Source organism: Nesterenkonia sp. CL21, from assembly GCF_031705515.1.
GTDB classification, from domain to species: domain Bacteria; phylum Actinomycetota; class Actinomycetes; order Actinomycetales; family Micrococcaceae; genus Nesterenkonia; species Nesterenkonia aethiopica.
Window position 1 is genome coordinate 291,730 of sequence record NZ_JAUTWR010000003.1, and the last position, 13,950, is coordinate 305,679.

Below are 13,950 nucleotides of genomic sequence, written 5' to 3' on the forward strand. Positions count from 1 at the left end.
TCCCTGCCCGCGACGTCGCGGGGGACCCGCTGCTCACGCGCAGCCAGATCGAGACTGTGGTGCATCGCGCCTTGGAGGAGGACGCCCCCTTCGGGGACCTCACCTCGTGGGCATTCGTGCCGGCCGACGCACAGGCCGAGGCCGACCTGGTCGCCCGCGAGGCCGGCGTGTTCAGCGGCGGCGCGGTGTTCGCCGCGGCGATGACGGCGCTGTCCCAGGATGTGGAGGTCACGGTTCATCACGACGACGGCACACCCTTCGTCGCCGGCCAGCGGCTCGCCTCGGTGCACGGCCCGGCACGGCCCATCCTGACCGCCGAACGGGTGGCTCTGAACCTTGTGCAGCGCATGACGGCGGTCGCTGGTCTGACGGCCCGCTACGTCGAGGCGGTGGCTGGCACGGGGGTGCGCATCGCCGACACACGCAAGACGACTCCGGGGCTACGCGCGCTGGAACGTCATGCCGTGCGCTGCGGCGGCGGACACAACCACCGGTCAGGCCTCTCCGACGCCGTGATGGCCAAGGACAACCACCTCGCCCTGGTGGACGACCTCGCCGCGGCGATCTCCGCCGCACGAACCCGACTGCCGCACACCGTGCACATCGAGGTGGAGGTCGACCGGATCGACCAGATCGCCCCGGCGCTGGCCGGCGGGGCCGACACGATCATGCTGGACAACTTCTCCCTCCCGGAACTGCGCCGCGGAGTGGAGATCATCGCCGGCCGTGCCGTGGTCGAGGCCTCCGGAGGCATCACCCTGGACACGATCGGCCAGGTGGCCGCCACCGGCATCGATGTCATCAGTGTCGGCGCATTGACACATGGCGTGCCAGCTGTGGACCTCGGACTCGACATGACCACGTCGCGCTGACCTCCCCGACGCGCCGCAGCGCCCGACCCGGTGAAGGATCCTCAGATGACACAGACCGCCGACCCGCAGGAGCGGCCGACGCCCTCCCCCTCCGGGACGATCTACCTGGACTCGGCCGCCTCAGCCCCGGTGCGCAGGGAGGTCCTGGAGGCCATGTGGCCCCTGCTCGCCGGGGTGCACGCCAATCCTTCGAGCCGACACGAGCCCGGACTCGCCGCCGAGCGCGCCCTGACCGACGCCCGCGCCCGTGTGGCACGCTCCCTGGGCGCCAGGCCGGGTGAGATCCTGTTCACCTCGGGCGGGACCGAGGCTGACAATGCCGCGGTCAAGGGGATCGCCTTGGCGGCTCCCCGAGGCCGGCACGTACTGATCTCCGCCGTGGAACACCCAGCGGTCGCCGAATCGGCCTCCTGGTTGGAGAGGATCGGCTACGAGGTGGACGTTCTGCCTGTGGACGATGCCGGAGTCGTCGACCCCGACGAGCTGCAGCGCCGCCTGCGGTCTGACACCACCTTGGTCAGCGTGCAGACGGCCTCCAACGAGGTCGGCACGGTCCAGGACATCGCCTCCCTGGCGGCCGTCGCCGCCGAGACCGGCACGCCGTTCCACACCGATGCGGTCCAGGCGGCTGGATCCGAGACCATTGACGTCCGCGAACTCGGGGTGCAGGCCCTGAGCCTGGCCGGACACAAGCTCGGCACCCCGAAAGGCGTCGGCGTCCTGTGGCTGCGGCGTCGGACCCCGTTCGAGCCGCTGATCCACGGCGGCGGCCAGCAGCGCGGCCGACGCTCCGGCACGGAGGACGTCGCCGGCGCCGTCGGCATGGCCACCGCGCTGGAGCTCGCCGCCGCAGAGGACACCGAGACGCTGCGTCGCCGACGCGACGACTTCATCGCCGCCGTCGAGGAGGGTGTCCCCGGAGCTCGCCTGACCGGTCACCGCACCCGGCGGCTGGCCGGTCACGCCTCCTTCGTCCTGCCGGGCCGCAGTGGAGAATCCGTGCTGTTGGATCTGGAGCGGGCCGGGATCTTCTGCTCCTCCGGGTCCGCCTGCGCCGCCGGCTCCTCGGAGGCGAGTCCCAGCCTGACGGCTATGGGCGTGCCGGAGGACCTGGCACAGACCGCCGTCCGGTTCACCTTCGACGTCAACACCTCATCAGCTGACCTCGCACGTGCCGCTGAGGCGCTGATCCGCAGTGCCTGTGCGGCACCATGAGGGCCAGCGACACGGCGATATGAAAACCTGAGCATATGACGCTCAACTTTGGAATACGACGCCCCGGACAGCTGTTGATCTGACTGCAAGCCGTCAACCAGACAACAGATCGAAAGGGGCTGATCCTCATGACCACCCGTCTGACCCGCCTGGACCCGCTGTCCCTGATGGACGACGTCTTCCGGTCCCTGCGCACCCCGCTGTTCTACTCCGCGGCCTTCGCGGCTCCCCGCATGGAATCAGGACAAGGCACGGGCTTCGTCCCCGCCGTCGACGCCCACCGCGACGGCGAGGACCTGGTGCTGCGTGTGGACCTTCCCGGGGTGGACCCGGAGAAGGACGTCTCAGTGGAGCTGACCGGACTCAGCCTCACCGTCTCCGGTGAGCGCCGTGACGAGCGCGAGGCAGAAGGACTGCGCGAGGTCCGATACGGCAGCTTCTCCCGGACGGTGACTCTGCCGCAGGAGGTCCCCTCGGACTCCGTGACAGCGGACTACGACGCCGGCGTGCTGACCGTGAGGGTCGCAGGCGTCTACTCCGCAGAGACTCCGCAGCGCATCCAGGTGACCCGGTCCGGCTCCGGCGCCCAGGAGCAGATCGAGAGCTGAGCACCGATCCGTGACCGGGGTCTGCTCACAGCTCGGCGAGCAGCGCCTTCCAGAAGGGCTTCCACCGGTCGATCTCCTCAGGAGAGCCGAGCTTCGCATGCTCCAGGCCGACGGTTGCCCTCTCGTCACCCTTGGGTGTGACGCCCACACTCACCCTGGTGCCGTCCTCCAAGGAGACCCGCCAGTATCTCCACTTCGGGGTCTCAGAGGTCGTGGGCGCCTGGGCGAGCCCGACGCCGTTGAACTCCTCACGGTCGGCGACGAGTTCCGTCCAGGCCGCCCACGCTTCATCCCGCGTGCCGCGGAACGTCTTGCTGGCCGAGGCCTGGAACATCCCGTCGCTGGTCTGCCCCGGGACCCGCATCCCATGATGCTGCTCATAGGCCACCGCCACTCCCTGGGCCCACCAGCCGGGGTTGTCCAGGCTTTCGGGCATGCGGGCGATCGCGAGCCCGGCGATCTGCGGATGGTCCATCTCGCGGGCGCCTGCGCCGTCGAGCTCCTCGAGCCAGGCGTCCCACGGCCGGCCCGTCGCGCGGGCGATCGCTGCTGTGTTCTGTGACGTCACCATGGACTGATCGTAGTCGGCCCGCCCCGGCAGGAGTAGGCTTGCCAGCGGCCCGACGACCGAACAGGAGCACCCATGAGCCACCGGCCCTACCTCGCCGCCGACGACCGCTACTCGAGGCTGGACTACCGCCGGGTCGGTCGCTCCGGCCTGGTGCTGCCGCCGCTCTCGCTGGGCCTGTGGCACAACTTCGGTGACGACGTCCCTTTCCAACGGCAGCGGGACATCGTGCGGTTCGCCGTCGACTCCGGCATCACGCATTTCGATCTGGCGAACAACTACGGTCCCCCTCCGGGTTCGGCGGAGATCAACTTCGGTCGGCTCATGAGGGAGGACCTCGCCCCCTACCGGGATGAGCTGATCATCTCCACCAAGGCGGGCTGGACCATGCACCCGGGCCCCTATGGCGGGCCGGGAGGCAGCCGGAAGTATCTGCTCTCCAGCCTGGATGCCTCGTTGGACCGTCTCGGGCTGGACTATGTGGACATCTTCTACTCCCATCGCCCGGATGCGGACACCCCGCTCGAGGAGACGATGGCCGCTCTGGACACCGCCGTCCGCTCCGGCAGGGCCCTCTATGCCGGAATCTCCTCCTACTCCCCGGAGGACACCCGCCGGGCCGCGGCCATCCTGAAGGAGCTGGGCACTCCCCTGCTGATCCATCAGCCCTCGTATTCGATGTTCAACCGGTGGATCGAGCAGGACGGCCTGCTGGACACGGTCGAGGAGGAGGGCGTGGGCGTGATCGCCTTCAGTGCGCTCGCTCAGGGAATGCTCACGGAGAAGTACCTCGACGGCGTCCCGGAGGACTCTCGTGCCGCGACCAAGCCGTCCTTCCGGGACGGCTTCCTCAGCGAGGAGAACCTGGCTCGGATCCGCGCACTCTACGACATCGCCCAGCGGCGCGGCCAGACGCTGGCCCAGATGGCACTGGCCTGGGCTCTGCGAGACGAGCGGGTCACCTCGCTGGTGATCGGTGCGAGCAGGGTCGAGCAGCTGGAGCAGAACCTGCAGGCCCTGCGCAGCGCGCCGTTCACCACCGAGGAGCTGGCCGAGATCGACCAGCACGCCGTCGACGCCGGCATCGACATCTGGGGCGACGCGCGCCGCAGCACGTCCGCCTGATCCGGCTCATCAGGCGAGGCGGAAGCCGACGACGTCGACGACGTCCTCCTCCGTGATGTGCGGATAGTGGCCCCGCAGCCCGGAGCGCAGAGCCTCCAGCGACGAGGCGTTCTCCCGCCGCACGTCCTCGGCGGTCAGCTCCCCGAACCGGCGTTGCCCGATGGTCTCCACGACGCCGGAGAGCACCTGGAACCCTGCGACCTCCGCCTGCTCGAAGACCATGGTCACCGGGCCGATCCGTTGGGGGTCTCCCAGCCGGATGGTCACGGTCTTGCGACCGTCGGCGACATCGTCGTAGTACTGGCCGGCGAAACGCAGCACCCGCCCGGCATCAGCGTCCGGCGACCGGTACCCGTGTGGCAGCAGGTCGCGGATCGACACCGGCGTCGCCGCCTCCCCTGCGGTGGCGTCGGTCGGCGGCACCAGCACCTCGAGGTCAGGATGAAGATCGAGCATCACCTGGCGGCATCGTCCGCAGGGCGCGATGACGTCACGGCCGTCATCGCCCACAGCGGTGATGGTCATCAGCCGGTCAGAGGACACTGCGGCGGCCTGGCCCAGCACCACGAGCTCCGCGCAGGGGCCACCGGTGAAGTGGTGGACGTTGACCCCGGTGTGGATGCGCCCGGAGATGTCGATCGCTGCGGAACCGACGGTGTGCTCGTCCCCCGGCCCGAGACGGGACGTGACCTCCCGTGCGGCAGTCAGGACACGGCGGTCGTTGAGCGTCAGCATGGAGTGCAGTCTACGGGCAGACGATGAGGCCCGGCCCCGTGATGGGACCGGGCCTCAGAGCCTGCCTGAGCCGAGCGTGTCTGCTTGAGTCAGATCGCCATGAACTTGGCGAACACCTCCGGCACCTCGCCGTGGGCCATGAGACGGGCCAGGCGGGGGCCGATCTCAGCAGCCCTGGCGGGATCGCGGGTGATCAGGTAGGAGTGGCTGGCCCAGTCCCCGAACCCTGGCGGAGCCTGCCCCAGCCGCAGGTGGGTGCATCCCGTGGCCTGGGCCACCGCAATCCCCCCAGCGATGTCCCACGGTGCCGCACCGGTGAGTTCGAAGGCCCCGCTGGCCCGACCCGCGGCCACGTGAGCGACCTGCAGGGCGAACGACCCCGGATTCCGGACGATCCCGAAGCTGCGGCAGATCTCCACAAGCTCTTCGAGCTCGGCCCCGGTGGAGCGCAGCCCCTGGAAGGGCTGCGAGGTCAGCACTCCGGGCCGCCCGGGATCCTCGGCCGCCGAGGCCAGCACGGAGTCGTCGACCCACGCCTGATCGTCGGAAGCCCAGAAGGTCTCGCGCCGCAAGGGGTCATGCACTGCACCGGCCACGATCACCCCCTCCACCTCGGCGGCCACCGAGGTGGAGATGTAGGGGATCCCCGCGATGAAGTTGTGGGTGCCGTCGATGGGATCGATATGCCACCGCAGGGACGCAGAACCGACGGAATCGGTCGGCTCCGTGGCACCGAACTCCTCTCCGGCGATGGCCGCGTGCGGAGTCGCCTCCGCCAGGATCTCCCGGATCCGACGCTCCGAGGATCGGTCGACCTCGGTGACCGGATCGAACTCCGAGGTCTTGTGCTCGACCTCGACCGTCTCAGTGAAAGCCTGCCGAATGTCATCGGCCACAGCTTCGGCCGCGCGCCGGGCGATGCGGGCCAGACCCAGCGAGTCGTCCGTCGCGCCGTCGTGGTGAGTATGTGTCACAGAATCTGCCTCCTGAGCCAGCCGGAGAATCTCTCCGTGGCATAGACGGTGATGAAGATCATGATGATCAGGGCCAGGGTCTGATCCATCTGCCGGCCCCTGATCGAGGCATCCAGTGCGAGCCCGATGCCGCCGGCTCCGACGATGCCCATCACCGTGGCCGCTCGGACGAAGACGTCGAACATATAGAGCCCGACCCCGACGATCCCGGGCATCACCGTCGGGATCGTGGAGGTCACCGTGCGTTGCAGCCAGCTCGAACCCACAGCTCGCATAGCTTCGTTCTGCTTCGACAGGTCGGTGTCCTCAATCGTGTCGGCGATGAGTTTTCCGGCCAGTCCGATGGATCCGATGGTGAGGGCCAGCACCCCGGCCAGCGGTCCCATCCCGAAGGCGACCACCAGCAGCACCGCGATGATCAGCTCCGGCATGCCCCGGACCACGACGGTGGAGAACCGGGCCAGCTTCTCCGCGATCGGATGGAAGGTCGCGTTCTTCGCCCCCAGGATCCCGATCGGCAGCGAGATGATCAGCCCCAGCACGGTGGCGGCCAATGCCATCCAGATGGTCTCCAGCATCAGATCCAGATGGCGCGTGAAGTTGGTGACGAAGTCCGGCGGGAACATGCTCACCACATAGGGCACGATGTCCTGGATCGCGGCGATGAGCTGCACCGGGCCGAAGCCCAGCAGCACGAAGCTGCCGACCGTCAGCACCACCGCGGAGACGCCCATGATCCAGCGCCGCAGCCGGAAGACGTCCCAGCCCACACTGATACGGCCTTCGGCCTTGGGCCGACGCCAGGCAGGTGTGCGCGCGCGCTGCAGATCCGCATCCCTGGCACCAGCCTGAGCGGCGCCGAGGGGCGCAGCGCCGCCGCGTCCCGCGCGGCGGGCAGTGAGACCTCGATACATCGCACGCAGGGAGAAGGGATTCTCCTTGGCTGGAGCCTCGCGGCCCAGCACAGCGGCTCGCGCCATCGCGGAGAGCCGCTCCGTGAGCAGCACCAGGACGAAGATGATGATCGCAATGGCCATCACCCGGGCGTAGACCATCTGTCCCTGGACCCGCTGCAGCTCCAGACCGATGCCACCAGCACCGACGAAGCCCAGGATCACCGCGCTGCGCAGGTTGATGTCGATCCGGTACAGCGACAGCGAGATCCAGTTGGTCATCACCTGCGGCAGCACCGCCGAGAAGAAGGTCTGGATCCGGGTGGCGCCTGAGGCCCGACTGGCCTCCACGATTCCCATGTCGATCTCTTCGATCCGGTCCGCGAAGAACTTCCCGATCATCCCGATCGAGCTGATCCCCATCGCCAACACCCCGGCAGTGGGCCCCACACCGATGGCTCGGACGAAGATCAGGGCGAACACCAGAGAAGGCACCGCACGGGTCAAGGTGATGATGAATCGACAGATGTTGTACGCCACCGGCCCGGTGGTGATGTTCCGCGCCGCCAGCGCCGAGACCGGCACCGCCAGCACCAGGGCGATGGCCGTACCCGCCAGCACCATCCACAGCGTCTCGATGACGGCGACGACGTAGCGCTGCCAGTCCACGAAACTGGGCGGCATCATCCGATCGATCAGATTGACCACCGAATCCATCCGGCCCCACACGTTCCAGGGCGTGAACCCGGTCTGCCAGAGCGCCACCCCGAAGAGCGCGATCACCGCCAGACCGACCAGCTGCAGACGCCGTCGCTTCTTGTCCTTGGGCGGCCGCAGCACCCGCGGACGCACAGTCTCCATCACACTCATGCCGCCTCCGGATCAGTGCTGGCATAGATGGTCGAGGCATCTGCGATCGTGATCTGGGAGGCATCCCGGTCGAAGACGATCTCTCCATGGCGCAGGCCCACCATCCGGTCAGCCCACTCGATGGCCAGCTCCACCTGGTGCAGACTGCAGATCACCGTCAGCCCGTCCTCCTCACAGACCTTCAGCAGCAGCTCCATGATCTGCCGAGACGACTCCGGATCCAGGGAGGCCACCGGCTCGTCGGCCAGCACCAGCTCGGGCTTCTGGAACAGTGCCCGCGCGATGCCGACCCGCTGCTGCTGCCCGCCCGAGAGCGTGCCGGCCTTCTGGAAGGCCTGGTCCCCGAGCCCGACCCGCTCCAGCTGAGCCAGGGCCTCATGGCGCATCGCATTGGGATAGGTCATCACCCCGTACCGGGGTCCCCGCAGTGTGCCCAGCGCTCCGGCCATGACGTTCTCCAGCGCGGTCAGCCGACCCACCAGGTTGAAGTGCTGGAACACGAACGCCACCCGCTGTCGGAACCGGCGCAGCTGACGGGCCGACATCGCCATCGGGTCCTCACCGAGCACCGTCATCTCCCCGGAGGTCGGATCATGCAGCCGGTTCAGCACCCGCAGCGTGGTCGACTTCCCCGACCCCGAGAGCCCCATCAGCACCAGCTTCTGACCCCGCGGGACGTCCAGGTCGATCCCGCGCAGCGCCAGAACCTCACCGTCATTGAACTCCTTGGTGATCCCCCGCAGGCTGACCGCGAGGTCACTCGAGCTGTTCGTCATCGTCGCTCCTTCAGCTCTGGCAGGCCGGGGCATCGGTGAGCTCGCAGACCTCTGCGATCGGCTCCCAGTAGGACTCGTCCTCGGAGACGATCCCCCAGAACTGGCCCATGACCCGGCAGAAGTCCCCGGTCTCACCTTCGGCCTGCAGATCGTCAGGGCACTCGCCGCGCTCGTAGATGGCATCTCCGTTGAGCTCCAGGATGGTCTCGGTGATCATCGTCTGCAGCTCCTCGTCGATCTCCGTGGAGACGGAGATTCCACCTTCCGGCACCTCGTCCCGCCAGATGATGTCCAGGGCTCCGGGCTCGACGTCGTCGTTGTCGTTGTCGTCGAAGAAGATGACCTCGGCGTACTCGCGGTGGGTGAATACTGCGGCGCATTCGCCGTCGTACATGCTCCGGGCCGCCGAGGCGTGGTCACCGACGAAGATGCCGTTGACGTCACGTTCCGGATCCATCCCTTCGCTCAGGAAGGCGGCTGCTCCGAAGAGATAGCCAGTGGCGGATCCGGGTGAGATGAAGCAGATGTCCTCTCCGGCGAGCTGCGTGATGTCCTCGATCCCGGAGTCGGCCCGGACGGCGGCCACCGCCTCGTTGCGCGGACCCTGTTCGTCCGGAGCCGTCGCGCCCACGGTGTCGAGCTGGGCGCCGTTGTCTCGTGCGATCCACTGGGCGAACGGCCCCAGCTGGACGAAGTCCAGGTCCCCGGCGATGGTCGCCTAGATCACGGCGGCCGGATCCGTCGCCTCGAAGAGCTCGATCTGGTAGCCGGTCTCCTCCTCGAACTTGTCGATGAAGAAGCTCCAGTTGTCGAGGGTCTCGGTCGCCGTCTCCAACGGAACGACCCCGAAGTTCAAGGTGCCGCCGTCTCCCGCGTCGCCGCCGTCGTCTCCGGCCCCGCAGGCCGTCAGCCCCAGCGCCGCGACGGCGGCCCCTGCCGTCCAGCGCATGATGTGTCCCCTGTGTCCCATGATGCTCTGCCTCTCATCCGGTGCTGATGATCCAAGAGTTTGTACTACAAACTATTAGGACTATAAAGTGATACAGGTCACGAGGTCAAGAGACGGTCTACCAGAGACTGGCAGGACGCAGATCCGCCCTGGTCAGATGATGCCGCGGCGTGTGGCCAGCTCCGTCAGCAGCCCCCGCAGGGTGTCGATGTCACCGTCAGGAAGCCCCGCCACCAGCTCATCCTCAGCGACCCGAGACATGTCGGCGCAACGGCGCTGAAGCTCCGCACCGGCCTCGGTGAGGGTGATGGCATAGCGCCGTCGGTCACGGGCGTCCCTGACCCGCTCGATGAGCCCGTCCTTCTGGAGGGCATCAGCGATGATCGCCACACTGGCCTGATCCAGCACCAGGGCACGGCAGACCTCGAACTGCGCCACGGGCTGCGGCAGGCTCGCCACCGCCGTCAGCATCGCTGCCGACCGGGCGCTCAGCCCCAGGGGCTCCAGCAGCGTGCGCAGCCGGTCGGCCCGCAGCTGGTTCAGCCGATTCATGAGCCAGCCGATGTCGCCGGCCATCGGAAAACGGGAAGTCTGAGCAGTGGCCACCATGGGCACCACTCTAGTCGGGCACCGGACTTCCGCTTGGGTCAGGGCAGAAGCAGCTGGAAGGCATCATGTCGCGGCGCCGGCTCCACCACGATCTGTGTCAGGTCCTCCACCGCCCACGCGGGCTCATACTCCGCGGCATGAGATCCGACGCCGAGGACCGCCATGCCGGCAGCGACCCCAGCCTCGACCCCTGCCTGCGAGTCTTCGAAGACCACACACTCCGCCGGGGCGACTCCCAGCTTCTCCGCCGCCTTCAGGAAGCCCTCCGGCGAGGGCTTGCTGGCCGTGACATCTTCCGCAGTGACCCGCAGATCAGGCATCCGCAGCCCCGCCGCACCCATTCGGGCGGCCGCCAATCGGGCATCCGCCGAGGTCACCAGCGCATGAGGAAGGCCCTCCAGTGCGCCCAGGAGAGCAGAGGCTCCCGCGATCGCGACGACCCCGTCGGCATCGACCGCCTCAGTGGCGAGCATCTCGCGGTTCTCCCGCAGATTCTCCTCCTGAGGCCGGCCAGGCAGAAGCATGGCCATGCTCTCCTGCCCCTGCCGGCCGTGGACGGTCCGGAGCACGAGCTCCGGGTCGAGCTGATGCCGCCGCGCCCAGCGCAGCCAGAGCTTCTCCACCACCGCGCGCGAGTCCACGAGCGTTCCGTCCATGTCCAGCAGGGCGGCGTGGAAGGTTCTGGCGGACGGGGAACCGGAGGTGGCCATGAAAGCTCCTGGGGTCGACGACGGACATCACCCTGGTCTCACCTTCTGGACGGCGATTGATCCTGTGTGATGCAGATCATAAGGTGCGAACGGCGCCCGAAGGGCGTCTCGGCATCCAGATGAGGAGCGCATCATGAAGACCCGGGCGACGGCGCTGATGGCAGCGACGGTCATCACCACCCTATCCGTCTCGCCCGCTGCGGCCGAGCCGCCGGACGGACCGCCCGGCCACTCTCCCCAGGCGCAGTTCACTCTGCAGGCGGATGTCCTGGACGGCGGCGAGCAGGTGACCTCCGTGACGATCGACGGACACCGCCTGAGACCGCTGGACGAAGAGTCCCTCACCACCTCCACGTTCACCGTCCACGCTGAAGCCCGGTATCCCGACGACGTCGATCTGATGGGCGAGGAGCAGACCGTGTACGCGGAGGAACGCGCGGTGACCGACGCGCAGCTGACCCCGTCCGGCGACATCCAGCTCGACCTGGAGACAGCGTTCGACCTCCCAGGCGGGGCCACGCTGGGGTATCTCGACCCTGCAGGTCGCAACATCACCCTGGACCTGGACTACACGGTGGAGCAGGAGGAACCCCTGAGGCTGCGCACGGGGCGCGAGGTGACCTTCAGTGCGCTGGAACAGGGCGAACTCGTCAGTCCGGAGGTCGATGCCTTCGACACGGGAGTCTCCTCGACGGGAGTGAACTATCGACTGTCCCGCCCCGCCCCCGGCCGGGACCAGAAGCCCCTGATCGTCTGGCTCCACGGCAACGGCGAAGGCGGGCACGGAGGCTTCTACGACAATGAGCCGCAGCTGCGGGCGAACCGTGGCGCGGTCGGCCCGGCGACCCCTGAGGCGCAGGAGATCTTCGACGGCGCCTATGTGCTGGCCCCACAGGTCCCGGACACCTGGTACGAGACGCCGTCAGCCGACTACGCTCAGCAGCTGCGAGACCTGATCGACGAGGTCGCCGGACGGGAGCGCATCGACACCGACCGCATCCATGTCATGGGGGCCTCCGCGGGCGGCTACATGGCCACGGTGCTGATCTCCGCCTTCCCTGATGACTTCGCCTCGGCTGTGATCACGTGTCCGGCCTACACCACGACCGGAGCCGAGGATCGGCGCGTGGACGAGGAGGACATCTCCCGGCTCGCAGACACCCCCACCTGGTTCATCAATTCCACTGATGACCCCGTGGTGCCCGCGGAGGAGACCAGTATGTGGGCCCATGACCTGCTGCCGGACTCGATCCTGAGCCTCTATGATGAGGTGTCATTCCGTGGGGTCGACTACCCAGGACACTTCTCCTGGATCTACACCGCACAGAACGACCCCACATATGACGGGGTCTCCCTGTGGGAGTGGATGGCCGACCAGTCACGCTGAAGCCCCTGCCGGAGCGAGGTGGAGATGACCGACCCCGATCCCCCGACCATTCCCCAGCTGCGAGCTCTTTCCCATGACACCGACAGGGCCTTGTGCCCTGCGGCGCAGCACATCCTGGGCGTCCGCGTGACGCCGGAGCACCCGGTGTTGGTGAGCAGGAGACGCATCCTCGCCCAACGAGGAGCGCTGACCTTGCACCATGAGCAGCAGGACATCGACGCCGACCTGCGTCGGCAGCTCAAAGACAAGGGGTGGGGCCGTTCCGCCCGCGACAGGCGCTTCCGCCGTCGGCTGGCCCGGAGCATCGACATCGACGTCGCCGGAGGCCTCACGCTGACGGGGAACCTCAAGACGCATACGGCCAGCGGGGACGGCATGCTGTGGCTCGGGCGGCGAGGCGGAGACATCTCCCTGTTCGAGCTCCAGGAGGCCACCTTGGTGGTGCTCTCGCCCCAGGAGGTCCTGGCCCACGATGCAGGACTGACGTCCTCGCTGGAGGAGGCGATCCCGCTGTCGATGGCGGCGGTACGCGACACCACCTTCGCCTGGCTGATACGGGGCAGCGGAACGCTCGCCACGGCGACACCTGGTGAGACGGTCGTGGTGGAGGTCCACGAGGATGAGCCTCTCCGGGTGGAGGGAGACGCACTGCTGGCCTTCACACAGGGGATCGACATCTCCGTGCCGGAGGACTACACACGCCAGACCACGATTCGAGGCGTCAAGTGGTTGCTGCAGTTCATCCCTCGGCTCAACCTGAGGCCCGAACCGGAGCCCGTCTGGTTGACGCTGAGCGGCGCCGGACATGTCATCGTCCGCGCCCGAGATTGACCGGCCTCTTCGAGTGGGACCTGCGGGTCAGGAGTCGTCCATCCGGGCCCGCAGCACGTCGAACTCGCACCCCGGGGCGTCCGGATCGAAGCCATGCTCGATGAGCCAGCGCGACGCCGTCAGGCTGCGCAGTGACCACCAGGCGCGGATCACCTCACGGTCGACGTCGGCGGTGCCGTAGCCGACGAGCAGATCATCGAGACGTTCCTCATGCCCGAGCGTCAGGATGGCGAGGTCGAACATGGCGTCGCCGGGGGCGGCCTCGGACCAGTCGATGACGCCGGTGACCTCATCAGCGTGGACGAAGACGTGGGTGAGCTGAAGGTCACCGTGGATGAACACCGGCCTCCGGGGTCTCAGTGCAGGCTCGGCGATCTCCCGGTTCCGCCGGACCACCTCGGCAGGCAGCACACCAGTGTCGAGCAGCCATGCACATTCACGGTCGAGCTGGTCCGCCACGTCCTCGAGTCGGCGACCCGGCCACGGCGGCAACGGCGCCTCGTGCAGTCTGCGGACGGCGGCTCCCGCCGCGGCCCACGCCTGCCGCGACGCCGGCGAAGGCTCTCCGAGGACTCCAAGTGCTGCACCCGGCACGGCAGCGATGGCGAGCACCGGCGGCTCATGCCAGAGGATCCGTGGGGTGGGAATCGGCGCCCTGGCCATCGCCCGGATCTCGACCTCGGCGTGCGCCGGGTCCCCGTCGATCTTCAGAAAGACGTCCCCCACGCGCAGGGTGGCACGCTGCCTGTGCGCGACGACGACCTCGACCTCAGCCATGCCGGCCATTCTTGCAGAGGTTCGGCTTCGCAGCTGGACGCACGAGGGCCC

Annotated in this window: 16 protein-coding genes; 6 read left to right on the plus strand and 10 right to left on the minus strand. The window is 68.1% G+C overall.

The features are described 5' to 3' along the window. Positions 1 to 29 precede the first annotated feature (29 nt). The 3 genes from nadC (at position 30) to Q7C18_RS07955 (ending at position 2,695) form a co-directional block, all read left to right on the plus strand. The gene (gene nadC, locus Q7C18_RS07945) at positions 30 to 872 is read left to right on the plus strand and encodes a carboxylating nicotinate-nucleotide diphosphorylase (RefSeq protein ID WP_311024940.1); all 843 of its coding nucleotides are present in this window, start codon (positions 30 to 32) and stop codon (positions 870 to 872) included. A gap of 45 nt (positions 873 to 917) precedes the next feature. Continuing rightward, a complete protein-coding gene (locus Q7C18_RS07950; protein ID WP_311024892.1) occupies positions 918 to 2,087 on the plus strand; it encodes a cysteine desulfurase family protein in 1,170 nt (389 codons plus the stop codon). A 128-nt stretch (positions 2,088 to 2,215) separates the two neighbouring features. Then, entirely contained in the window at positions 2,216 to 2,695 is a 480-nt protein-coding gene (locus Q7C18_RS07955; protein ID WP_311024894.1) for an Hsp20/alpha crystallin family protein, read from the plus strand. Positions 2,696 to 2,720: 25 nt separating this feature from the next. Here the strand turns inward: Q7C18_RS07955 and Q7C18_RS07960 are convergent, their stop codons facing one another. Beyond that, positions 2,721 to 3,266, minus strand: a complete 546-nt coding sequence (locus Q7C18_RS07960) for a hypothetical protein (protein ID WP_070160560.1) — start codon at positions 3,264 to 3,266, stop codon at positions 2,721 to 2,723. A 72-nt stretch (positions 3,267 to 3,338) separates the two neighbouring features. On the opposite strand from Q7C18_RS07960, the gene mgrA reads away from it, so the two are divergent. Further along, entirely contained in the window at positions 3,339 to 4,388 is a 1,050-nt protein-coding gene (mgrA, locus tag Q7C18_RS07965; protein ID WP_070160558.1) for an L-glyceraldehyde 3-phosphate reductase, read from the plus strand. Between the two features lie 9 nt (positions 4,389 to 4,397). On the opposite strand, the gene Q7C18_RS07970 is transcribed toward mgrA, so the two are convergent. From Q7C18_RS07970 to Q7C18_RS08005, 8 genes are all read right to left on the minus strand, one after another. Continuing rightward, positions 4,398 to 5,123, minus strand: a complete 726-nt coding sequence (locus tag Q7C18_RS07970; RefSeq protein ID WP_070160557.1) for an ASCH domain-containing protein — start codon at positions 5,121 to 5,123, stop codon at positions 4,398 to 4,400. Positions 5,124 to 5,212: 89 nt separating this feature from the next. Continuing rightward, complete coding sequence (locus Q7C18_RS07975; RefSeq protein ID WP_311024897.1) at positions 5,213 to 6,097, minus strand: inositol monophosphatase family protein; 885 nt, start codon at positions 6,095 to 6,097, stop codon at positions 5,213 to 5,215. After that, positions 6,094 to 7,851, minus strand: a complete 1,758-nt coding sequence (phnE, locus tag Q7C18_RS07980; protein WP_311024898.1) for a phosphonate ABC transporter, permease protein PhnE — start codon at positions 7,849 to 7,851, stop codon at positions 6,094 to 6,096. Before phnE ends, Q7C18_RS07975 begins: the two co-directional genes overlap by 4 nt. A gap of 5 nt (positions 7,852 to 7,856) precedes the next feature. Next, positions 7,857 to 8,636 (minus strand): phosphonate ABC transporter ATP-binding protein, encoded by a 780-nt coding sequence (gene phnC / locus Q7C18_RS07985; RefSeq protein WP_070160551.1) that lies wholly within the window; start codon positions 8,634 to 8,636, stop codon positions 7,857 to 7,859. 10 nt (positions 8,637 to 8,646) lie between these two features. Then, entirely contained in the window at positions 8,647 to 9,348 is a 702-nt protein-coding gene (locus Q7C18_RS07990; RefSeq protein WP_311024941.1) for a PhnD/SsuA/transferrin family substrate-binding protein, read from the minus strand. 6 nt (positions 9,349 to 9,354) lie between these two features. Further along, positions 9,355 to 9,606, minus strand: coding sequence for a hypothetical protein (locus tag Q7C18_RS07995; protein ID WP_311024899.1), 252 nt, complete (start codon positions 9,604 to 9,606; stop codon positions 9,355 to 9,357). A 132-nt stretch (positions 9,607 to 9,738) separates the two neighbouring features. Next, positions 9,739 to 10,194 (minus strand): MarR family winged helix-turn-helix transcriptional regulator, encoded by a 456-nt coding sequence (locus Q7C18_RS08000; RefSeq protein WP_083277546.1) that lies wholly within the window; start codon positions 10,192 to 10,194, stop codon positions 9,739 to 9,741. Positions 10,195 to 10,232: 38 nt separating this feature from the next. Next, positions 10,233 to 10,904, minus strand: a complete 672-nt coding sequence (locus Q7C18_RS08005) for an HAD-IA family hydrolase (RefSeq protein WP_085437970.1) — start codon at positions 10,902 to 10,904, stop codon at positions 10,233 to 10,235. 133 nt (positions 10,905 to 11,037) lie between these two features. On the opposite strand from Q7C18_RS08005, the gene Q7C18_RS08010 reads away from it, so the two are divergent. Then, positions 11,038 to 12,291 (plus strand): prolyl oligopeptidase family serine peptidase, encoded by a 1,254-nt coding sequence (locus Q7C18_RS08010; RefSeq protein ID WP_311024901.1) that lies wholly within the window; start codon positions 11,038 to 11,040, stop codon positions 12,289 to 12,291. Between the two features lie 24 nt (positions 12,292 to 12,315). After that, positions 12,316 to 13,122 (plus strand): AIM24 family protein, encoded by an 807-nt coding sequence (locus tag Q7C18_RS08015; RefSeq protein WP_311024903.1) that lies wholly within the window; start codon positions 12,316 to 12,318, stop codon positions 13,120 to 13,122. A 27-nt stretch (positions 13,123 to 13,149) separates the two neighbouring features. On the opposite strand, the gene Q7C18_RS08020 is transcribed toward Q7C18_RS08015, so the two are convergent. Beyond that, the gene (locus Q7C18_RS08020) at positions 13,150 to 13,899 is read right to left on the minus strand and encodes an aminoglycoside phosphotransferase family protein (RefSeq protein WP_311024904.1); all 750 of its coding nucleotides are present in this window, start codon (positions 13,897 to 13,899) and stop codon (positions 13,150 to 13,152) included. Positions 13,900 to 13,950 lie beyond the last annotated feature (51 nt).